Raw genomic sequence first — 23,526 nt, 5'->3', positions numbered from 1 at the left:
AAAATGGCTTAGAGAAAATACTCTAAGCCATTTTGTTTAAATCTAAATTAAGTTCTATATTTGTATCTTCACTTCTAGTAACTTCTTTAAAATGTTTAGATAAGCTTTTATGCTTATCTTTAGTTATAATATCAATGCCATTAAAAATAAATTTATCATTATTATATCTTATAAATCTATACAAATTATATAAGTCTAATGATGAAATTAATATATTAGCAGAGGCAATACTAACTAAAACTATGCTATTATATAAAAAAGTTATTATAAATAGCGGTATAATAGTAAGTATTATAAAAGGTAATATTAAGGCTAATATATGTCTTTTATTACTTGCATATTTACTATAATAAATTGAAATATGAAAATTATCTATCCACATTATTAAATTAATATTTTTAAAATTCTTATATGCAACACCTTGGATAAATAAATGTATTGGAATGCATAAAAATATACATAAAAACATTAATAATAAATATGATAAAAGTGTTGCTATAAAAGCATCTTTATAAAAAAATAATTTGTATCCAAAAGAAAAAAAGTTTAGAAAAAATATAAAAAGAAATATATAAAATCTATTTTTAAATATTTCTTTTCTAGAATTATTATTTGTTTTATATTTTAAAATTTTCATAAATCCTCCTTTAAGAATAAAAATAAGAGAGTCATATATATATATGACTCTCTTATTTAACGTATTCTTTAGTAAGCTCTAAAAATACCAACTAATTTCCCTAATATCTTACAATCATCTACAATTATAGGATCCATGCTATCATTTTCTGGTTGAAGACGTATATAATCCTTTTCCTTAAAGAACCTTTTGATAGTAGCAGTATCATCTATTAAAGCGACTACTATATCACCATTAATAGCTGTTTGTGTTCTTTCAATTATAGCTAAATCATTATCATTTATTCCTACGTTAATCATACTATTACCATTAACTTTAAGCATAAATAATTCTCTATTATGTTTTATAAAATCAATTGGTAATGTAAAAGTATCCTCTATATTTTCTGTGGCTAGAATTGGAGCGCCAGCAGTTATATTACCTATTATAGGTATATTAATCATTTCACGTTTAGGTTGTGAAAATTCAGTTATTTCAAGAGCTCTTGGTTTAGTAGGATCTCTCTTTATAAGACCTTTTTTCTCTAATCTTTTTAAGTGACCATGTACTGTTGATGTTGATTTTAAGCTTACAGCCTCGCAAATCTCTCTTACAGATGGTGGGTAACCCTTATTCTCGGTATAATTTTTTAAAAAATCATATATTTGACTTTGTTTATCTTTACCCTCTAACATTGCATAGCACCTCACATTCTTTGAATTAATTATATCATATGAGTAAGTATATATCAAACTTATGTTCTTAAAACATATGTTCTATTTGTATTTATAAATTTAATTTGTTATAATATAATTTGATTTTATACACTAAAAAGGGTGGTGTAACAATGATAAAAAAATATACTGATGATGATTATTGCGATTTATATGAAAATAAGCTATGCGATAACTGTGGAAAATGCCTTGAAGAAGATGGTATCGATATAAGAGCAATAAAAATAGAAGATATAGCAAAAAATATTGAAGAAAATAAATTCTTAGAAGAAGAATGGAAAAATATGATTGCAAAAGCACAAAATATTGATCCTACACTTGATAAAGAAGATTTAGAAAAGGCTCTAAAAGAAGCTTATTCATCATTAAAAATAGATGAAAATACTTTTAATTCTAATATAGAATCTAAAAGTGAGGAAAAATATATAGATGCCTTTGAATTTATTGAATATTTAGATGAGGCAGATTTGTTAGAAGATACACTTGAAGAAGAAACGGAAGAAATTTTCCCAGGTGTAAGAAGATTAATAAAAAAGAATAATCAATAAAAAAATAAGTGGAATTAAACCACTTATTTTTTTATTCAGAATAAATTAAATAAAATTGATAAATACTAATACTGAAATTATGATAAGAATAGGAGAGATTAATATGAATAAATTAAAATTAACCAAACTTATTGTAGCAAGCAGTATAATATTATCATCTTTTTCATTAATAGGATGTACAAATAATAAAACAGTAAATGATACAAAAGAGAAAGTGGAACAGGGTGCCAATGAAACTAAAGACAAAGTGGAGCAAGGAGTTAATGACGTTAAAAATGCGACAAACGAAACAATAAAAAAATTTACTGATGCTGAAGGTAAATATGATAAAAATGCTATAATAAAAGACTTAAAAGAAAAAGGCTTTAATCCTGAAGTAACTAGCACTAAAGCTAATGATAATACAAAGATTTTTTCAGTTGATAAGCAAATTGTAAAAATAAAGGGTGGAGAATTATCTTTATATGAATATCCAATGGATGCAAAAGGAAAGTTAGAAGAAGATATTAAATCAATTCAAAATAACGGAAAAACAATAAACGGAGTAACAATGACCTGGACTACTGCTCCTCATTTTTATAAAAAGGGGAGAGTATTAGTTGTATACGATGGAAACTCTCAAGAAATAATAAAAGCTTTAAATGAAATATTAGGAAATCCAATTATGGGATAGTAAAAAAAGACCAACAAAAATGTTGGTCTTTTTTAATTTTAAATTTTTGATAAAGGATTAGATTTTACAGCTTCTCTTAAAGTATCATCATCAACGTGTGTATATATTTGTGTTGTAGATATATTTTCATGACCTAAAATAGTTTGTAATGACCTTATATCTACATCTCCATGCTTGTACATTAATGTAGCAGCGGTATGCCTAAGTTTATGTGGAGTATACTTTTCATCTTTAAGACCAGCGCGTTTTGTATAATTTTTGACCATTATTTCAACAGTTCTCTTATTTATAGGAGTACCTCTGTTAGATAAAAATAAATATTTTTTATTATCATCGCTACTTTTAGAATCATCACGATGTGCTAAATAATCAGACAAAGCTTTCATACATGCTTCATTTAAATAAACAGTTCTCTCTTTATCACCTTTTCCTATAATAGTTAAAGTATCTCCTGATATTTTATCTAGCTTTATATTACATAGTTCAGATAATCGCATTCCACAATTTAAAAATAATGTTATAATACAATAATCTCTATAATAATTTTTATTATTTTTATCCATAGATTTTAATAGCTGTATACTTTCGTTTAAATTTAAATATATTGGATGTCTTTTATTAATTTTAGGGGATTCCAATTCTAATGTAGGATTCTCATCTATTATTTTAGCTTTATTCTGAAGATATTTAAAAAAAGATTTTAAAGTTGCAACTTTTCTAGCCCTAGCATAAGCGCTATTATTTCTATATTTCTCTAAAAAGCTCATAAATGCATATAATTCTGATAACTTAATTTTTTTAATAAAATCATTATCTATATTATTTATAATAATATCTTCAAATTCTGTGTTTTTATCTATAACTTCATCTCTATATAATTTAAGAAATCTAAAAAACATAGTAAGATCTACTTTATAAGCATCTATTGTATTTATAGATTTAGCTTTTATGGTTTCTAAATAATTCAAAAAATCCACTACAATAGGTGGGAGAGACTCACTTTTCTTTAAGTCTTTAAAATCGTATAACATGTTAACACCTTCTTTATAATGTATTTACATCTAATTTTAGCATATTTTATTATGAATTAGAAGGTTATGCAAACATATGTTCTAAATATCCAATTTTGGCATATTTATCTGTATATACCCAATATCTAATTAAAATTATAGATATTTAGTTGTTATAAATAAATATATTTATTAGATATATTTATATCTTTTAAAAATATAGAAATTTTCTATAATAAATTTAATAATCAACAGGAGAATTACTGATCTTATTTAACCTTTAAAAGTCGTAATATTTATAATATTTTATAAATTAAATATATTATAAATATAAAGAATAGTTAGTGTATTGAAAATAATATAAATATATAGAATATTTTGAAATTATAATTAAGCAGCTAATATTAAACTAGTATTTTTATAAAAACTATATTGTTTTAGAAATTTTCTACTTATTTTTCAACATTATTTCGCTAAATGGTTATTTAGCGAAATAATTTATATAAATTTTATTCATTTTTCTTTTATTTATATATGTAACAACACCCTTTTATTTATTAACTTCATTATTCATTTTATATAAAATAAACCACTGATCATTTTATACAAATTTAGAATTTCAACTTTTGCTTAGCAGTACTTTCCTATCAATATTTTTTTATTTAAATTTCATATTTTCTATAATTTCAAATAATACAAATAATACAAAAGGCATAATAAATTTATTATGCCTTTTGTATTATTTTACTTTTATATATTATATCTTTCATTATTTAATATTTCATCTAAGTTATTATTTATATTACATCCATTTTCTATATTATTATTTATATTTAAATTTTCATCCATTAAATCCAATTCATCATTAATAACTGTATCAAATATTTTTTCTCCAAATCCAGTTATTACATGAAAATTTTTATTTAATTCTTTTATACTAAATTTACTTTTTCTATTCAATTCTAGTATTTTTATTTCCGGTACTGTATATCCTGCCGATCTCCATTTTTCTTGAAGCTTATTATATCCAAAATGCTCTTTTTCTTGTTCTGAACATATGTTCGCTACTTTGATTTTATCTATATCATCAACTATAATTAATACACCTGCCGGAAGATTTTCATCATCTATCCCATGTTTTATAGCAGCCAAAAGTATTAAATCTAATATACTTTCAATATTTATATAATCACTTATAGAATTACTTATTATCTCCTTTATTTTTTCCAACATATCATCAGTTTTTATCTTTTTAAAATTACAAGGTTTACTTGTTTTCATTATATAATCTTTAAATAAACCAGTGTTATTATATAGATAGTATAATGAAAAATATAAACTCTCTATTAAATAATTACTTTGATTTGATAAATCACTTTTACTTATAGAAAGAGCTGTAATCCAATTTCCAGATTGTATATCCATTGACTTTATAAAATTAATCAATTCCTCTTCATATTTACTGCTTTCCTCTCCTTTATAATCTATATCTAGGAGTATCCTTAAATAATTTATAAAGCTTATTGTATCATTATTATTCTTTATATCAAAATTTGTTGATCTATTTATTTTACTTATATTTTCATAGTCTTGAAATCTTTCGTAATCATTTTTAATAAATGCTTCTTTATACTTTTTATATGCTAACGCTGGTACATCTCCATATTTAATCTTATCCCACTCGTTATTTGATATTTTCTGTTCTACTACCCCAATTTTTTTCCTTAATTCACTTGTTAATTTTCTATATTCTGAATAAGATAAATTAAGCCCTTTAGCAGTTTTTCTTGCAAGCTCTCTACTAGCTTCAGATGATGTATTTATAGATTTAAGCCATTTTCCAAGATTTGACGGACTATCAGATTCTATGTCCTTATTAATTTGCTCTTTAAAAATATTTATTACATCTTCCTGACAAGGAGTGTCAAATAAAGAATATAAATCATCCCATCTTCCGTACTTAGGTATTAAATAAATGTAATCCTTTAGTTTTTCACTATAATTTAATGCTGTATATTTTATTGCATCCCTAAAAATATCTCGCCTTCCTAGCCCATATTCTATATCTCTAGTATAAAATAATAGTTTTATAGTGGAGATATAGTCTTCATCTAGTGACTCTTTAAGCAAACTTTTTTCTAACAAGCTATTATCACCTATAGAATCCAATATTTCATTATATAAATCCAGTAATTTAATACTAAAATTACCCTTCTCTTTTTCATACTCTTGATCCTCATATATCTCTTGATATATATCAGCATCAATATTTAATATCTCTTCTTTTAATCTGCTTAACAATTTTAACGGCATTTTAATTCACTCCTTAATCTACAAGACACAGAGAAATATTAGTAGAAGCTGTATGTGTCTTTATCAAAACAAGGTATACATAAGTTTTATAGCTGTAAAATACCTTTACAATTAATACTTATGCAACAAACCTAATAATAATTCCTTATATAAAAAAAAGAAGAACAGTTCCTTCTTTTAACCCTACTTTACTTCCTTTATCCAATTTATCAATTCATCATCAATATACTCAGATTTAGAAAAACCTTTTTTAAATATTCTGATTTGTTTATATTTAGTTCCATTCATCTCAAAATCTAAAATATCAATCCTATCACCAGAAAATTTAAGAAAATCTCTCTTTCCTTTTAACGATATTTTAATTTCCATTATATCAACTCCCATTTAAGTACAAAATCAAACAAAATATAATAAGTTTTATAGTTTATTATATTATATATTACTAATAAACTTTAATCAAATAAAAAGCTTTAGAGTAATCTAAAGCTTTTTATTTAGACCTCTTATTTTAATGTTTTCATTAATTACTAAAATTAATTTTCTTGCTATATTATTTTTAGCACCTTATAGGGTTATTATATGAGATTCTTTCAATTCCTTATATAATATATCTCTTCTGATTCATTCAGAAGATACATTCTTAATTTTAGGTTATGCTCTCTTATATTCCTCTATCCTCTTTGCAATATCATATAAATATTCTTGTCTTTCATATTTATCTAATAATGTTAATTCTAATTCTTCCTTACCCTCTAATAATTCTTCTAATTTTGAATAATTCGATGAATTTTCTTCTATCTCCTTCTGTAAGTTATCAATTTTACTTTCCAACTCAATTATTATACTATCAATTTCTTGAAATTCTTTTTGTTCTTTAAATGAAAACTTTGGAACATTATTTTCCTTTTTAGGTTTTTCTTTTTTAGGTTTATTTTCTATAGCCTTTGGTGTTTCCTTAGCATCCATTTCCATTTGAATTAAATAGTCACTATAATTACCATGAAACACTCTTATTGATCCATTTTCTTCGTATGCAAATATTTTATTACATACCCTATCTAAGAAATATCTATCGTGAGAAACAACTACCACTACACCTACGTATTCATCTAAAAATCCCTCTAAAATTTTTAATGTTTCAATATCCAAATCATTAGTAGGCTCATCAAAAATAATGAAATTTGGTGACTCCATAAGGACTCTAAGTAGTTGTAATCTTCTCTTCTCTCCCCCCGATAATTTACTTATAGGTGAATATTGCATACTACCATCAAATAAAAATCTTTCACATAAAGTAGATGCTGTTATTCTGCTTCCATCATCTGTAGGGATATATTCCCCACCTTCTCTTACAAAATCTATTACTCTTAAATTTTCATTAAGCTCTTTTCCAGTTTGTGAAAAGAATCCAAACTTAACAGTATCTCCAACCTCTATTACTCCACTATCACTAGGTATTATCCCTAATAATATATTTAAGAGTGTTGTTTTTCCTGCTCCATTAGGTCCAACTATACCTACTCTATCTTCTTTAGTAAATATATAAGAGAAATCTTTTATTAGTTGCTTTTTATCAAAGGATTTATTTAACTCGCTTATTTCAACTATCTTTTTCCCTAATCTTGTTCCAACATAATTAATCTGTATATCTGTATTATTTTCAATATATTCTTTATTTACTAATTCATCAAAACGTTGCAATCTAGCCTTTTGCTTAGTAGTTCTAGCTTTTGCACCTCTTTTAACCCACTTTAATTCATTTCTAATTAACGCTTGACGTTTTGCTTCTTGAGATTTTTCAGTTTCTATTCTCTCAATCTTTTTTTCTAAATATTTTGTATAATTACCTTCGTATGAATATAAAATACCTCTATCCAATTCAATAATCCTATTAGATACTCTATCTAAGAAATATCTATCATGAGTGATCATAAGTAATGAACCCTTCCTATTATTTAGATACTCTTCTAGCCATTCAATAGAATCTGAATCTAGATGGTTAGTTGGTTCATCTAATATTAATAATTCACAAGGTGTAATAAGTGCAGAAGCTAAAAATACTCTTTTGCATTGTCCTCCTGATAAATTACCCATTTTTTCTGAATAATTAGTAATTCCTAATTTATTCAATATACTTTTTGCTTCACTTTCTAAATCCCACAGGTTTTGGTTATCTATTTGAGCTTGAAGATTTATTAAACTATCATCTGAAACAGCTTCTCCATTTTCTATTTTATTTAGAACCTCTTCATATTTCATCAAAAGCTTCATTTCTCTTGTTTCACCTTTAAATATTTGTTCTAAAACAGTAGTATTATTATCAAATTCATTGTCTTGTGATAAATATTCTATTCTAACATTCTTTCCCTGGATTCTTGTACCTTCAAAAAAATCTTCTCTCCCACCAACTATTTTTAAAAATGTTGATTTACCAGCTCCATTTAAGCCTATTAAACCTATTTTGTCCCCTTCATTAATTCCTAATGAAACATCTTTCAACAATATTTTTTCACTATAACTTTTATTTATATTCTCTAATGTAATTAAATTCATTTTTTTTTACTCCTCTAATTATTTAATTAGTACTATTCTAACAAATTTAGACCTATTATTAAAGTTTTAGTATATAATCGTATTAAAGATAAACTTTAGAGGTGATACTATGATTTTTAATTCTAAAACTAAAATATATTTAATTGCGTGTTCAAATCAGCTTCCTATAAGCTATAAAGCTAATTTAAATAAGATAGTTTATTTACTTAAAAAATTTAATTTAAATGTAGTTGTTTCTAAAAATATATTTAGAAATAGTGAGTTTTTATCTAACGGAAAAACTAGGGGCGCTGAACTGAATACTGTATTTAAAGATAAATCAATAACCCATATCTTTGATGTATCTGGAGGAGATCTATGTAATGAGATATTACCTTATATAGATTTTGATATTATAAAAGAATCTACTGCTATTTACTTTGGTTATAGCGATTTATCTGTATTATTAAATGCAATATATAAAAAATCTGATAAACATTCATTTTATTATAATATAAAAACTATCTTATCTCCTCAAGGATTAGAAAATTTCTATAATACATTTTTAAATAAAAACAGTAAATTTTCATTGTTCTCTTCATGGAATTACGAATGGTTATTAGGTGATAGTATGACTGGGATTATATTAGGTGGAAATGTAAGATGTACTCTTAAACTGGCTGGCACAGAATATATACCTTCTTTTAAAAATAATATTCTTTTCTTAGAAAGTAATGGAGGAGATATAAATAAAATAAGAAGTTTTCTTGCTCAATATAATATGTTAGAAGTATTAGAAAATATATCTGGTCTAATAATAGGTGAGTTCACAGAGATAACTCTTAAAGGACAATATAATGATCTTGAAAAACTATGTATAGATATATGTACAAAACACGATATACCTTTAATTAAAACTAACGAAATAGGTCATAATATAGAATCAAAAGGTATAGTTATAGGTAAATATTATGATATAAAAAAATAAGTTAGGTTTTAACCTAACTTATTATACTTTCAACAACATTAATTCCATTTGATTTCATTTTGAATAAAGATAAAATATTCATAAGATCTCCATCATGATTGCCTACAGAATACGTCTCTACAGAGTCTTTTGGAATTATAATTTTCTTATCTATATTATTTTCATTAAAATAGGTTACTAAAGATATAGCAAGAGTTTCTACACATATATCAGTACATACTCCGACAATAATAAAATTATTAATTTGATTATTCTTATCTAGCCATTCTTTAAATTCTGCAGCATGGAATCCATTAATAGAATTTTTCTTAATTATTTCATAATTTTCGCTATCTAAAACTCTTTCTTTAATCTCTGAAATTATCTCTACTTCAGAACTATTTTCTATACAATGCAATGGGTATGTATTTAACTCTGTTGAATTTATAGTATGATTATCAACAAATATTATTTTCTCACATTCTTTCATATTATCAATTAAATTAACTATGGGAATTATTATACCTTCAACTCTATCTGAAGCTAACATACCCTCTGTATAAAAGCCATTTATCATATCAACTACTATTAATGCAGTATCATCTTTTACATTACTACTTATATCCTCTAATGTAATTTTATTTAATTCTAACATTTCCTTTTCTATATTACTAATAAGTTTATTCATATATACCCTCCATACCATTTAAATACTATATAGCTACCTCTATTTTCTTAAAAGCTATACGTTTTTCTAATTCTTTTGTCTCTTTATCTATAGTTATTTTATAAATATTTTGACAGTTTTCCTCTCTCCAACGTCTCATGTATTTAGGTGTAGCTATAATTGAGTAATAGTAATTTTCTTCTATTTCATCTGAAAACTCTAAATATGAATAGATACTTCTTGTATCTAAAATAACTTCACTCTTATCCAAATTATTATATATAGGTATAAAATACTTCATTGGAATCTGAAAATTATATAACCCTGATATTCTTTTCCCGGCCAATATACCTCTATATAACAATCTATTATCTTTTATTTTCTCTTCTTCTAGCTTTATTTTAAATATTGGCTCCCCACATCTATTCTTATCTATACGTACCTTTATCATATGCTCACAACCTAACGTCTTTTTATTATATATTATATCTTTATCATTATATATTAACAATACTTTATAAATCGCTAAATATTTATCCAATTATTTCCAAGGAAATACTTTTAATATATTTTGACTATAATCTCAGTCTTAGAAAATAAAAGCTAAATGACTATATTCATTTAGCTTAATTTATCAGACTATTTATTAAGTTTAAAGTACTCTAAAAGCACTTCTTTTTCACCATCTATAAAATCGTACTTATCAATTTCTCTCTCAGATATCCAATTCATGTCTACAACCTTTTTCCCAAGATTCATATACTCCTTAATTTTTCCTTCATATATCATAATCGAATCATTAGTTTCGCTATTTACTACAAATTCTTTTAATGGTTCTAAATCAAATACTAGAGTATTCAAATCCTCCTTTATTGAATTTGTAATACATTTCTCATTAGATTCTTTTCCTTTTTTTAATCTACCAACACATTTCCAAGGCTCTAAACTTTTCTTTGATCCCTTTTTTATTATTAATACATTATTAAAATCATCTTTAAGTATTATTGAGCATCCTATAACATTCCCCATAATAATCCCCTCCTAATTCAACTTTTGTAAAATAAATTTATTCTCAATTTTACTAATTCGATAAAAAAACAGAAATTCCTCTTTATTTTATAAATTTATAATTTCTTAACTAAAATATATCCGCCTATTCCAGCAGCATTAAAAATATTCTCAAAAAGGTCACTTGAATGAGATACTGTTGTAAAATGGCTATCAAATACTAATTCCCATTTTCCATCAGGCAATTTTATATTTGTATAATCTTTATTAGAGTTATAAATAACTATAATATCACTCCATGAATCTTTAACAGCCATTCCATTTATTCTAAATGAAACAAGATTATCCTTAAAGAAATCACAATCCTTTCGTAAAAATACTAAGTTTTCTTGTATTAATTGTGATGTTCCCATACTAAATGCAGGATGTTCCTTTTTTATCTTTATTAATTCTCTATAACATGAGAATACCTCACTATATAAGTTTTTTCTATTCCAATCTATCTTATTTACTTCGTCTGATGAATTATAGCTATTTTCTATTATATTACCATTACTATCTTTTTTGCTTCTTAGAAGCTCTTCTCCACCCTGCATAAATGGAATTCCCTGTGAAGTAAATACTATAGTTGCTGCAAGCTTATTCATTAATACTCTATTTATTTCATCATCATAGCCATTTGATAAATGTAATTTATCCCACAATGTAAAATTATCATGTGAGGAAGCATAATTTATAGTTTGATACGGTTCATTTGCCCAAAAGAAATTAGAATAATTAACTTTGCTTATATCAACATCTTTGTGGAAAGTAGATGCTACAACTCCAAATTTTATAGTCTCTTCAAGTCCACTGCCACCACTAACAAAACCTTGAGAAGATCTATAAAATACATTACCTTTTATTCCATCTCGTATATCATCACTAAATAAAGCAATTTGTTTATTACCAACTCTATTTAGATTATCTTTTATAGTTCTATCATAATAATTTAATGGAGTATCCCCTCCTACCCATCCTTCTCCATATATTAGTATAGTTTTATCAATTTTATTTAACTCATCTCTAATAGTTTTAATAGTTTCTAAATCATGTAATCCCATTAAATCAAATCTAAAGCCATCAATATGATATTCCGCAGCCCAATATTTTATAGAATCTATTATAAATTTTCTTACCATACTTCGCTCAGAAGCTAATTCATTTCCACAACCAGATCCATCAGAAAATCCACCAAAAAGATTTTCTCTATAATAATACTTAGGAACAATCTTATTAAAATTTGAATCCTCACTTTTAAATGTATGATTATAAACAACATCTAAGACAACTCGTATATTACTATCATGAAGTTTTTTAATCAAAGTCTTAAATTCATTAATCCTTATTTCACCATGTCCTGGATCAAGTGAATAAGAACCTTCTAACGCATTATAATTTTGAGGATCATATCCCCAATTATATTCATTAATACCAAAGTTACTTTCATCAACTGAAGAGAAATCATAAACAGGCAATAAATGAACATGAGTAATACCTAGTTCCTTCAAATGAGATAAACAAGTTTTTGTATGAATACCTGGTATAGTAGTATTATCTTCGCAAAATCCTAGAAATTTACCTCTATTTTTCATTAAAACACCTGAGTTTGCATCAATAGTAAAATCTCTTATATGAATCTCATATATACTCGATGCTTGAAATGAGATAAAATTAGGCTTTACATCATCATTCCAATTTTCTGGATTAGTTTCTTCTAGATTTACTACTTGTGATCTAAGGCCGTTCAACGAAACTGATTTTGCATATGGATCCACAACTTCATTTACAACATCACCATTTAATACTAAATAATTATAATACTGATAGTTTAAATCTCCATCTACCTCTATCTTCCATACCCCTTTATTTATATAATTCATTTCTATAGTATCTTTTTCTTTATAATTTAGATTTCTCCCCTTATTACCATATATAATAAGAAATACTTTTGATGCTAAAGGTGCCCATAATGAAAATATACTCTTTTCTTTAGTATACTTTACGCCCAAATCTCCATCATAAAAAAACATTTTTTCAAATTCACTTGAATTATTCTTCATAAGATTACATAGATACATATAGTTATCTGGCATAATTAAATCTCCTTAAATCTATATTTTTATAATTTAGTAAGTCTTATTATTAAAATTATGCATCTATCTATCATACTGTGAATTCTAATTACTTTTCATATGTAATAATATGTAAGGTAATTTCTTTATATTTCTCTATTGTTATGATACTATATATTAATAATTAATATTAAAAGGAGCTCTCTTTATGAATGAATTTACAGAAAGTGAAGTTATAACAATTGTTACAACAATTATTAATTTTAAGAAAGAAGAAAGTATATTAGGATACTCTACTGATGAAGAATATATATTTCCTAAAAATATAATGAATAAGTTAGATTCACTAACAACAGATAAGTATATTAACTTTTTAAGTACTATGGATGAAATAGCAATTAACTTATATGGAAAATTTGAAGAGGAATTAAATTCCCTTAATAAATTGCATGAAGAAATTTTAATTAAATACAGAGAATATGTTTAAACGGAATGTTACAATAACACTCCGCAAAAATTATTTATCACTTTTAAGTAGTGCAAAAAATAATATAGGAATCAAAATAATAAGTGGTGAAATTCCAACCCAAAAATTTACTCTATAAAAATAACTAAAAGAAAAATCATTAAATACAAAAGGAGCTATTATAAACCCTAATAAAAAAATTATAGCTAAACTTATATACTTGAATGATGATATAATTAGTTTCTTCATATTATGCCTCCTTGTAAAAGGCTATTACTTAATATATATATTATTCTACAACAATCACTAGAGTTACTGCAAAATAAGCACCTATTAGATAAAATTATCTAATAGGTGCTTATTTACATAAATTAATTAATTATAACTTCAACCGGACAATGATCGGATCCTAATATTTCTGTATGTATTTTTGCATCTACTAATTTATCCTTCAAGCTAGATGATACTAAGAAATAATCAATTCTCCACCCTGCATTATTATTTCTTGCGTTAAATCTATATGACCACCAAGAATATATTCCTTCAACTTCAGGGTAAAAATATCTAAAGGTATCTATAAAACCACTATCTAATAATAGATTAAACTTTTCTCTTTCTTCATCACTAAATCCAGCATTTTTCCTATTAGATTTAGGATTTTTTAAATCTATTTCATTATGTGCAACATTTAAATCTCCGCAAACTATTACTGGCTTATTTTTCTCAAGATTCTTTAAAAACTCTCTAAAAGCATCTTCCCATTGCATTCTATAATCTATTCTAGCAAGCTTTTCCTTAGAATTTGGTGTATATACAGTAACTACGTAATATTCATTAAATTCAGCTGTTATAACTCTTCCCTCATTATCATGCTCTTCTAAATCTAAGCCATATAATACATTTATAGGTTCTTCTTTGGTAAATATCGCTGTTCCAGAATATCCCTTCTTTTCAGCATAATTCCAGTATTGATAATATCCCTCTAATTCTAAATCTATTTGTCCTTCCTGAAGTTTAGTTTCTTGAATACAAAATATATCTGCATCAATTTCATTAAAAAAATCTAAAAAGCCTTTCTTAACACAAGCTCTAATTCCATTTACATTCCATGATATTAACTTTTTCATCTAATTACTCCTCCTTTAATAAGCTTATTATATCATTAAAATATTACTATAAAATAAATATTTAAAACCCAACAAAGGAAACTTTAATAGTTTCCTTTATCTATCTTCTTATCTTAATTCAAAATTTATTATATATCTATAGTTAGCTCGAATCCATTCTTATTGCTGACATCTTTAATCCAGTATCCTGATTTTTTAATTGTTTTTTTCCCTGTTTCTAAATCTAAAGCTATATATCCATATCTATTTCTATAAGCATTACACCATGACCAACAATCTATAGGAGTCCATAGGTGATATCCAAAACAATTACTACCTTCATTTATACCCTTGTTTAGATAGTATAAATGCTCTTGTATAAAATCTATTCTATAATCATCATTTATCATTCCATCACTATCTATATACTGTTCTTCTCCTTTTACTCCCATACCATTTTCAGATATGTACCAAGGAATATTATTATAATTATCTCTTATATTTATAGCTATATCATACATACACTTAGGATATATCTCCCATCCTCTATAAGGATTCATTCTCTTTCCTGGCATATCATATCTATCAAAATAATTATCAGGCATCCATTTAGTATTATCAAAAGAACTCTCTTTACTCTTTATTCTTGATGGTTGATAGTAATTAACCCCTAAGAAATCTACTGTATTATTCTTTATTACTAACTCTTCCTCTTCAGTACTATCCCAAATTACATTATCACTCTTTAATATCTCTACTAATTCATTAGGAAACGTACCTTTAACTGCAGGATCTAAAAATAATCTATTAAAGAAATTCTCTGCAAATTCTGCTGCTTTAAGATCTTCTTTTTCTTCAGATCTTGGATAAGCTGGAGTTAAGTTAAGTATAGTACCAATCTTACCACCATTTTTATCATACCCTAATTCTTTAAAAGTCTTTATTGCTTTAGCTGATGCAAGATTTAAATTAAAGGCAACTTGTACTGCCTTTTTACCATCAATTATCTTAGGATAATGGAATTGATATAAATATTGACCTTCAACGATTACAATTGGCTCATTAAATGTAGTCCAATACTTTACTCTATCAGCAAATAACTCAAAAGTTTTTTTTGCATATAACACAAATAAATCTACTACATATTTAGATTCCCAACCACCATATTTTTCATATAATTCTATTGGTAAATCAAAATGATGCAAATTCATAACTAACTCTACATTGTTTTTTATACATTCATCAATAACATTATTATAAAATCTAACTCCATCTTCATCTAATTCACCAGATTCAAAGTCTTTTATTAGTCGAGTCCATTGTATTGATGTTCTGAATGAATTTAATCCTATACTAGCTATTTTACTTATATCTTCTTTATAATCATTATAAAAATTAGAAGCTACTTTTGGACCAATTTTATCATAAAATATATCTGGTTCTATTTCGTACCAATAATCAAATATATTTTTATTTAACTTATTAAAATCTCCTTCTGACTGTGGTCCTGATGTAGCTGCTCCCCACCAAAAATTCTCTGGAAATTTTACATTTCTCATATTATCCCCTCCTAAATATTATATTTTTATTATACAATTACATTTATTAATTTGTCTATACATATTCTTATTTGAATATACATTTTAATATGATAATATATAATATATAATTTAATTTAATACGGAGGATATATGAATAAATATTTAGCCATATATAAAGAATTACTAAATAGGATTAATACTGGTACCTATAATAATTTAAATAATTCAATACCAAATGAAATACAATTATCAAAAGAATTTAATTGTAGCCGAATGACAATGAGACGTGCAATTGATTTATTAGTTCAAGAAGGAATCATATATAGAAGAAGAGGCTCAGGAAGCTTTATACGAGATAATACATCATCTAAATACTCTCCAGTATTTAAATTAAATAATGAAGTAATATCTGGATTAACTCATTCTATAGAATATGATATCGTTAATAAATTAATATCATTTAAGCTTATATTTGCAACAGAATTAATAAAAAATGCTTTATCAATAAAATTAAATGATCCTGTATACGAGATAATTAGAGTTAGATATATTAATAATTCTCCATATGTAATAGAAAAAACTTATATGAATGCAACTATAATATCCGGTATAACAGAAGAGATTCTTGAAAAATCTATATACAAATATATAGAAGAGGAACTTAAACTAAATATTTCTAGCTCTAAAAAGATTCTTAGGGCATCTCCTAGTAATAAATCAGACAGAGATTATCTACTATTAGCTGAAAATGAGCCTGTTCTTGAAGTAGAGCAGATAGCTTATCTATCTAATGGTAAAGCTTTCGAATATTCATTCTCTAGACATAGATATGATAAATTTGAATTCACTTCTTTTACATCAAAAAAATAAGGGCGTATTCTCCGCCCTTTAATTTTTTAATCCTAATTTAAACTTATCTTCCCATAAATTATAATTCAAAAATTTTATTTAATTTCATTACTTAAATATTAAAATGTAAATACCCATTTTTTTGTAATTAAACTATATTTTATTGTATGTATAATGTTTACGTGGTAATATTAAGTAAAAAGATTGTTAAATATAGAAAGGATTTGTGAATGAAGCGAAAGAAAATTATTAAAAGAATTCTTATATGCTCTACTGCATTTGTATTAATAGCATTATCAGGATTTCTAATTTCAAAAAATGAAATTAATTCTAATATCGAAAGTGTATCTACAAGTAATAATACTTCTTTAAAGAACAAACTTAGCACACTAGAAGAAAAAAGGAAGGATCCAAATATCTTTTTAGTAAATAAAGATACTTTACTTTCTGATAATTATGTCGCTAATGATATTACAGAATCTAATTTACCATTTTTATCTCATATTACTACTACAAAATTAAATAAAACAGTTTCTGAACATGCCAAAGCTATGTTTAATGATGCCAAGCTTGCTGGAATAGATTTGATGGGTGCATCTGGATATCGTACTCACCAAACTCAGGTTAATTTGTTTAATACTAATGTAAAAGCTAAAGGAAAAGAAGCTGCATTAAAATATTCTGCGCCACCAGGTGCTAGTGAACATGAAACTGGATTTGCTATAGATATTGTTAGTAAAGATTATACGAAATTAGACAGTGGCTTTGAAAATACTAAAGCATTTACTTGGTTAAAAGAAAATTCTTATAAATATGGCTTCATTCTAAGATATCCTAAAGATAAAATCAATATTACTAAATATTCATATGAGCCATGGCATTATAGATATGTGGGGATATCACATGCTACTAAAATAACTGAGAATGATCTCTGCTTAGAGGAATACTTAAATGATCTCGATGCTGAAATAAAATTATTGAAAAATGATTTAGAAACTATGGATTAGAGGTGTTTAATGAAGAAAAAAAACAAAAAAAGAAAATATATAATAAGACGATTCCTTGCTTTGCTAATACTTTTTATATTTTTAGGAATAGGAATATACTCTGTGAACTATATTTTAAATAGAAATGATAGTTATAGTAATCCTGAAGAGATATCTAATAATAAAGATACACCTGATGATGAGAAAAAGGATAAAATTGAAAATGAAGAATTATATACTATAACTTCTGTAGGAAATCTTATAGTTCATGATGCTCAAATATCAGGCGCAAAACAGCCTTCTGGAACTTATAATTTTGATAAAAATTTTGAGTATGTAAAAGATAGCATATATAATTCTGATCTTTCTATTGGAGTATTTGAGGGTACATTTAATGGTGGAAAACCTCAAGGCTATCCAACATTCAATTCTCCTGATGAATTTTTAGACACTTTAAAAAGTACTGGATTTGATATAATTAACTATGCATCTAATCATATTATTGATAAAGGTTCTTCTGGAGTTAAAAATACTATAACCAAGAGTATAAATAAAAATTTAATCAATATAGGTGTAAAAAGAGACAAGCAAGATAAAAACTACATTATTTACGAAATAGATGGTCATAAAATTGGTATGTTTGCTTATACATACAAAACTGGCCCTAATACTATAAACGGAATACAAATACCTAAAGATGTTTATTCATTGATTAATACATTTGATTATAATAATTTATCTGCATTATACGAAGATGTTGAAAATTCTATAAAAGAGATGAGAAAACAAGGTGTTGAATTTCTTATAGGTTCCTTTCATTGGGGAGAAGAATATGTAACAAAAGAAAATAAAGCACAAAGGAATATAGCAAAAAAAATGAATGAACTTGGAGTAGATATTGTTTTAGGAAGTCATCCACATGTAATACAGCCATATGAAATTTTAACAAATGACTCTGGCCATTCAACTTTTGTTGCCTATTCACAGGGTAATTTTTTATCTAATCAATGTTATGAGGAAATTCAAAAAAATTTAACTGAAGATGGGCTTTTAATAAAATTTACACTTGGATTAAGAAACAATAAACTTTATCTTAAAAACTATGATATAATTCCTACTTGGGTGTATAGAGAACCAAAAGATAATGGGCTATTTATCCATAGAGTAATTCCAGTTGTAGATGCTTTAAATAATAGTTCAAAATATAAATTATCTGGCAATTCTATAAATAAATTAAATCGATCTCTTAATGATACAAAAAGAATTATAGGAAGTGATTCTTTAGGAACAAAAAGTTTTCCATAAGTAAAAAAGGCTATCATATGATAGCCTTTTATATATTCATCCCTCTAATCTTATCCCTTAACTTATAAATTAATGGAACTCCTATAATTGTAACAACTACAAACTCTCCTACTGCAACTTCTGCCATAGCTATTATAAAAGGAATATTTAATACATAGCTTAACATTAATCCAATAATAACTCCATTTACTACTGTTGGCCATATTGATGCTATAAATAATTTATATTGATCTTTCATTTTAATTTTACTACTTATGTAAATTGCATATACACTTATAAAAGTAGCTAGTGTACCAAAGACTACATCAACTAATCCATTTGGCCCTAATAAATTGGCAATAAAACATCCCAAAGTAAGTCCACCTATATATAATGGGTTAAAATATGCTAGTAATACAAGTATTTCAGAAAATCTAAATTGTACAGGTCCATAGCTTATAGGTGCTAGAATTAATGTTAATGCTGCATATAATGCGGCAATAATACCTGTAAATATTATTTTCCTTATAGTTTTATCCATGAAATCTCCCCCTAAAAGCAAGACTTCAGTTCATTATCCAAGTAAAAAACAATTTTGCCTTAGTTTTGTTTCTTGACAGGAGGCTTACGAACTGTCATCTCTATTTTCGCATTTCTTATTATATATTACAAGCTCCATACTTTCAATACTTTTAGCATTTTATAAATATATTTTTTAAAAGATTAAAACCTTTATATTTTTCATTCACGAATAAGATAGAATAACGTTCCTAGTTATTATCTTTACTTTTTACTAACTATATATGATAAATACTTTATTATTTAGTTTTCATTATCTTTTATCGATATAGTTCCAACTTCATTATTTATCTGTATTAAGTCATCAATATTTTGTATTAATCCTGTACTATTAGTTAATACTAACTCATCTCCATACTTTCTTTCCATTTCTGATAAATAATTTATTAGATCATTTATAGTCAAAATATCAAACATATAATTCTCCAATCTTAAAATCACTTTATATCATATCTAATGTTTTTAATATTATTATCCATACACTATTAATATATACATTTTATACACATTTAAATTTTCATTATAATTCTTTATATATTTAAATGTAATGCTATTCATAGAAATTATAGAAAATAAAATGTTTTCAAAAAGTACACAACTTCTATAGTAAAATTTGTTAATATAATATTGTATATTTGTAATATTTTGAAAATATTATTAATATTTCACATTGAAATTCGAATTATATTTTTTAGTTACAAGATTCAATTAACTATAAAATATATCTTAATCTTAGCTAAATTTATACTATTTTGTAATTAACAAATTACAATTCATAAAGGAGGAAACAACATGGATAACAACAATTCTAAAAAACTTATGTGGTATAACTTAGGACTTATGGCCTTCGTTACTGTATGGGGCTTCGGTAATATAGTTAACAATTTTGCAAATCAAGGTCTTACCGTAATTACTTCTTGGATCTTAATCTTAGCTCTTTACTTTATACCATATGCACTTATGGTTGGTGAGTTAGGTTCAACATTTAAAGATAGTAAAGGTGGAGTAAGCTCTTGGATTGGAGAAACAACAAGTCCTAAAATAGCTTATTTGGCAGGTTGGACATATTGGGTAGTTCATATACCATATCTTGCTCAAAAGCCACAAGCTGTTGCTATTTCTTTAGGATGGGCTGTATTTCAAGATGGTACAACATTAAATAATATGAACCCTATAGTGTTACAGTCTATATGTTTGGTAGTTTTTTTATTTTTTGTATGGATTGCATCAAGAGGAATTAATTCATTAGGTAAAATAGGTACAGTAGCTGGTATAGCAACCTTCATTATGTCCTTATTATATATTTTATTAGTTATAGCAGCACCATCTATAAGAGGAGTACATATTGCAACTCCTAATATAAATTTTCAAACCTTCATACCTAAATTTGATTTTACATACTTTACTACATTAGCTATGCTTGTCTTTGCAGTTGGAGGTGCTGAAAAAATATCTCCATATGTAAATAATATGAAAGATCCTAAGAAAGGATTTCCTAGAGGTATGATAGCTCTTGCAGTAATGGTAGCTATTTGTGCAATATTAGGATCTTTTGCAATGGGAATAATGTTTGATGCTACAAATATCCCCGATGATTTAATGATGAACGGAGCATATTATGCATTTCAAATGCTTGGCGACTACTATGGTGTTGGTAATTTCTTCTTAATACTATATGCTTTAGCAAATTTTGCTGGACAAGTTTCTGCTTTAGTCTTCTCAATAGATGCTCCTTTAAAAGTGTTATTAGCTGATACAGATGATAGATATGTACCAAGATCATTGGCTAAAGTTAATAAACGAGGTGTTCCAACAAACGGTTATATAATGACAACAATATTAGTTTCAATTTTAATAATAGTTCCAGCACTAGGGATTGGTGATGTTAATTCTCTATTTACTTGGTTATTAAAATTAAATGCTGTTGTTATGCCTATGAGATATTTATGGGTATTCTTAGCTTATATAATGCTTAGAAAAGCTGTAAAAGGAACTTTTCATTCAGACTATAAATTTGTTAAAAACAATAAGTTAGCATTAGGCTTTGGTGTATGGTGCTTTATTTTTACTGCATTTGCATGTATAATGGGTATCTTCCCAACAAATGCTGAAGCATTTTCTACATCATGGATATTCCAAGTATCTATGAATATAGCAACTATTTTTGTATTATTGGGATTAGGCTTAATACTACCTAGTATAGCTAAAAGAAAGAACTCTGAGTATTTAAAATAATTAATATATATAAACGAATAATCTTATATATTTTATCCTTCTATGGAAATTTAATATGAATAATATTATAAAATAATTCGTAAAAATAAAAGAGGATTGGACTTAAGCCCAATCCCTTTGTATTTCTTTATATGTTTCTTTCACTATACTTATAGCTTTCGGAACATTATTCCAAGCATCGTAACCATATAGCATATAATGTATAGCCTCCTCCTCTGAACCAAATCTAGTTATTATAGGCAATACTTTAGGTATTCTCTTCATTTTTAATATATAAGGTATCACAAATCTATTATATCTTATTGCTTTTCTTAATTCGCGTTTTCCTTTTTCTAGCTCACCACATTTTATTAAATATAACGCTTTACTATACACTGTTGCAGTTAAATAATCATTATTATACTTGTTTAATATAGTATTTGTCTTATCATCATCATTTATTAATAAGGTCCAGCTTAATAAGATACTTCTAATTATGAGCCTATCTTTAGGGTCACACTCCAATAAATGCATACATATATCTACTGCCTCTTTTTTACTTCCGCTAACCCATAAATGATTTGCTAATCTATATTGAGCACCTAAATATGGTCTAATCTCTTTTGAGGAATCAGTTACATCATATAAATCTTTAATATCAGCAGAAACTCCTAATATATTTATTGATGCCTCTACGGCCTTTCTCAATAATTGCTCCTTTTCTTGATTGTTTAAACTTTTATCATTTGAAAGAATGATATATGCATCTGAGCAATTTTCACAAATACTTAGTGCCTCTTTAGCTAAAATAACTTTTTTACTAAAATTTTTTTGTTCATAAGCTTCCTTTATCTTCTTTTGCGCATTTATATAGTTTATATCGTTTAAGTTATTCTTTATTTCTTTATTACTAGATTTATTTTCATTATAATTATGTTTTGTTAGTAATTCTCTTATTACTTTCGATCTCTTTAATCCAGTGCTATTACTAACATTAAAAAACGTATAAATATCTCCAACTTTAATATTTAAATCATTAAGACTACATACAGCATGTACTATTCCGCATGCCCATGACTCAATCTTACCTTTATTCATATCAATATCATTTAATTTAATTAATATATCAAGTGCATTCATAAATAAATAAGTGTCATCTTTACTTAAATACTTTTTAATATACTCTTCTATTAGTACTTTTATATCTTTATTTAAATCTTCATCTTTATTACATATATATTGCATTATAAATTATAACTCCTTAATTTTTTTCCTAAGTATGATTTTATAATAACTTTACATAATAATGCAACTATTCA

At 25.6% G+C, this 23,526-nt stretch carries 24 protein-coding genes; 8 read left to right on the top strand and 16 right to left on the bottom strand.

Annotated elements, in window-relative coordinates; genetic code table 11:
- Nucleotides 1–22: 22 nt before the first annotated feature.
- Both K5V21_RS09270 and lexA read right to left on the bottom strand, forming a co-directional pair.
- The gene (locus tag K5V21_RS09270; protein ID WP_221861023.1) at nt 23–637 is read right to left on the bottom strand and encodes a DUF3267 domain-containing protein; all 615 of its coding nucleotides are present in this window, start codon (nt 635–637) and stop codon (nt 23–25) included.
- 68 nt (nt 638–705) lie between these two features.
- Nucleotides 706–1,311 (bottom strand): transcriptional repressor LexA, encoded by a 606-nt coding sequence (gene lexA / locus K5V21_RS09265; RefSeq protein WP_204596724.1) that lies wholly within the window; start codon nt 1,309–1,311, stop codon nt 706–708.
- A 152-nt stretch (nt 1,312–1,463) separates the two neighbouring features.
- Between lexA and K5V21_RS09260 the strand changes: the two genes are divergently transcribed.
- Together K5V21_RS09260 and K5V21_RS09255 are read left to right on the top strand one after the other, a co-directional pair.
- Nucleotides 1,464–1,898: a hypothetical protein gene (locus K5V21_RS09260; protein ID WP_221861022.1), complete on the top strand. Its 435-nt coding sequence runs from the start codon at nt 1,464–1,466 to the stop codon at nt 1,896–1,898.
- Nucleotides 1,899–2,001: 103 nt separating this feature from the next.
- On the top strand, nt 2,002–2,571 hold the full coding sequence (locus K5V21_RS09255; RefSeq protein ID WP_221861021.1) for a hypothetical protein: 570 nt from the start codon (nt 2,002–2,004) through the stop codon (nt 2,569–2,571).
- 38 nt (nt 2,572–2,609) lie between these two features.
- Here K5V21_RS09255 and K5V21_RS09250 read toward each other — a convergent pair whose 3' ends face one another.
- The 4 genes from K5V21_RS09250 to K5V21_RS09235 form a co-directional block, all read right to left on the bottom strand.
- Nucleotides 2,610–3,602, bottom strand: a complete 993-nt coding sequence (locus K5V21_RS09250; protein WP_204596727.1) for a tyrosine recombinase XerC — start codon at nt 3,600–3,602, stop codon at nt 2,610–2,612.
- Nucleotides 3,603–4,331: 729 nt separating this feature from the next.
- Entirely contained in the window at nt 4,332–5,894 is a 1,563-nt protein-coding gene (locus tag K5V21_RS09245) for a DUF2828 family protein (protein WP_221861020.1), read from the bottom strand.
- Nucleotides 5,895–6,077: 183 nt separating this feature from the next.
- Nucleotides 6,078–6,263 (bottom strand): hypothetical protein, encoded by a 186-nt coding sequence (locus tag K5V21_RS09240; protein WP_221861019.1) that lies wholly within the window; start codon nt 6,261–6,263, stop codon nt 6,078–6,080.
- A 282-nt stretch (nt 6,264–6,545) separates the two neighbouring features.
- Nucleotides 6,546–8,447 carry an ABC-F family ATP-binding cassette domain-containing protein gene (locus K5V21_RS09235; RefSeq protein ID WP_221861018.1) on the bottom strand — a complete coding sequence of 634 codons (1,902 nt, stop codon included), beginning with the start codon at nt 8,445–8,447 and terminating at the stop codon, nt 6,546–6,548.
- 109 nt (nt 8,448–8,556) lie between these two features.
- Here K5V21_RS09235 and K5V21_RS09230 point away from each other — a divergent pair, with 109 nt between their 5' ends.
- A complete protein-coding gene (locus K5V21_RS09230) occupies nt 8,557–9,414 on the top strand; it encodes an LD-carboxypeptidase (RefSeq protein WP_221861017.1) in 858 nt (285 codons plus the stop codon).
- Between the two features lie 13 nt (nt 9,415–9,427).
- Here the strand turns inward: K5V21_RS09230 and K5V21_RS09225 are convergent, their stop codons facing one another.
- The 4 genes from K5V21_RS09225 to pulA all read right to left on the bottom strand — a co-directional run bounded on the left by K5V21_RS09225 (nt 9,428) and on the right by pulA (nt 13,203).
- Entirely contained in the window at nt 9,428–10,081 is a 654-nt protein-coding gene (locus tag K5V21_RS09225) for an isochorismatase family cysteine hydrolase (RefSeq protein WP_245000687.1), read from the bottom strand.
- Nucleotides 10,082–10,106: 25 nt separating this feature from the next.
- Complete coding sequence (locus tag K5V21_RS09220) at nt 10,107–10,511, bottom strand: hypothetical protein (protein ID WP_204596732.1); 405 nt, start codon at nt 10,509–10,511, stop codon at nt 10,107–10,109.
- A 188-nt stretch (nt 10,512–10,699) separates the two neighbouring features.
- Nucleotides 10,700–11,089, bottom strand: coding sequence for a hypothetical protein (locus tag K5V21_RS09215; RefSeq protein ID WP_204596733.1), 390 nt, complete (start codon nt 11,087–11,089; stop codon nt 10,700–10,702).
- Nucleotides 11,090–11,184: 95 nt separating this feature from the next.
- Nucleotides 11,185–13,203, bottom strand: a complete 2,019-nt coding sequence (pulA, locus tag K5V21_RS09210; protein ID WP_221861016.1) for a type I pullulanase — start codon at nt 13,201–13,203, stop codon at nt 11,185–11,187.
- Nucleotides 13,204–13,390: 187 nt separating this feature from the next.
- On the opposite strand from pulA, the gene K5V21_RS09205 reads away from it, so the two are divergent.
- Complete coding sequence (locus K5V21_RS09205; RefSeq protein WP_221861015.1) at nt 13,391–13,669, top strand: hypothetical protein; 279 nt, start codon at nt 13,391–13,393, stop codon at nt 13,667–13,669.
- A 30-nt stretch (nt 13,670–13,699) separates the two neighbouring features.
- Here the strand turns inward: K5V21_RS09205 and K5V21_RS09200 are convergent, their stop codons facing one another.
- The 3 genes from K5V21_RS09200 to K5V21_RS09190 form a co-directional block, all read right to left on the bottom strand.
- Nucleotides 13,700–13,897 (bottom strand): hypothetical protein, encoded by a 198-nt coding sequence (locus K5V21_RS09200; RefSeq protein ID WP_204596736.1) that lies wholly within the window; start codon nt 13,895–13,897, stop codon nt 13,700–13,702.
- A gap of 122 nt (nt 13,898–14,019) precedes the next feature.
- Entirely contained in the window at nt 14,020–14,775 is a 756-nt protein-coding gene (locus K5V21_RS09195) for an exodeoxyribonuclease III (RefSeq protein WP_221861014.1), read from the bottom strand.
- Nucleotides 14,776–14,903: 128 nt separating this feature from the next.
- Nucleotides 14,904–16,313 carry a glycoside hydrolase family 1 protein gene (locus K5V21_RS09190; RefSeq protein WP_221861013.1) on the bottom strand — a complete coding sequence of 470 codons (1,410 nt, stop codon included), beginning with the start codon at nt 16,311–16,313 and terminating at the stop codon, nt 14,904–14,906.
- Nucleotides 16,314–16,445: 132 nt separating this feature from the next.
- Between K5V21_RS09190 and K5V21_RS09185 the strand changes: the two genes are divergently transcribed.
- From K5V21_RS09185 to K5V21_RS09175, 3 genes are all read left to right on the top strand, one after another.
- Nucleotides 16,446–17,165, top strand: a complete 720-nt coding sequence (locus K5V21_RS09185; RefSeq protein ID WP_221861012.1) for a GntR family transcriptional regulator — start codon at nt 16,446–16,448, stop codon at nt 17,163–17,165.
- 209 nt (nt 17,166–17,374) lie between these two features.
- The gene (locus tag K5V21_RS09180) at nt 17,375–18,151 is read left to right on the top strand and encodes a M15 family metallopeptidase (protein ID WP_221861011.1); all 777 of its coding nucleotides are present in this window, start codon (nt 17,375–17,377) and stop codon (nt 18,149–18,151) included.
- Between the two features lie 9 nt (nt 18,152–18,160).
- Nucleotides 18,161–19,435 carry a CapA family protein gene (locus tag K5V21_RS09175; protein ID WP_221861010.1) on the top strand — a complete coding sequence of 425 codons (1,275 nt, stop codon included), beginning with the start codon at nt 18,161–18,163 and terminating at the stop codon, nt 19,433–19,435.
- A gap of 28 nt (nt 19,436–19,463) precedes the next feature.
- Here K5V21_RS09175 and K5V21_RS09170 read toward each other — a convergent pair whose 3' ends face one another.
- Nucleotides 19,464–19,955, bottom strand: a complete 492-nt coding sequence (locus tag K5V21_RS09170; protein WP_221861009.1) for a QueT transporter family protein — start codon at nt 19,953–19,955, stop codon at nt 19,464–19,466.
- A gap of 281 nt (nt 19,956–20,236) precedes the next feature.
- Nucleotides 20,237–20,410, bottom strand: coding sequence for a hypothetical protein (locus K5V21_RS09165; protein ID WP_221861008.1), 174 nt, complete (start codon nt 20,408–20,410; stop codon nt 20,237–20,239).
- Nucleotides 20,411–20,785: 375 nt separating this feature from the next.
- Between K5V21_RS09165 and K5V21_RS09160 the strand changes: the two genes are divergently transcribed.
- A complete protein-coding gene (locus tag K5V21_RS09160) occupies nt 20,786–22,228 on the top strand; it encodes an amino acid permease (protein ID WP_221861006.1) in 1,443 nt (480 codons plus the stop codon).
- Nucleotides 22,229–22,330: 102 nt separating this feature from the next.
- On the opposite strand, the gene K5V21_RS09155 is transcribed toward K5V21_RS09160, so the two are convergent.
- Nucleotides 22,331–23,452 carry a DUF6398 domain-containing protein gene (locus K5V21_RS09155; RefSeq protein ID WP_221861004.1) on the bottom strand — a complete coding sequence of 374 codons (1,122 nt, stop codon included), beginning with the start codon at nt 23,450–23,452 and terminating at the stop codon, nt 22,331–22,333.
- Nucleotides 23,453–23,526: the final 74 nt, after the last annotated feature.

The organism is Clostridium sardiniense, from assembly GCF_019753795.1.
Taxonomy (GTDB): Bacteria; Bacillota; Clostridia; order Clostridiales; family Clostridiaceae; genus Clostridium; species Clostridium sardiniense.
Note: the sequence above shows the minus strand (reverse complement) of the source record. Positions and strands in the feature narration are given on the sequence as shown.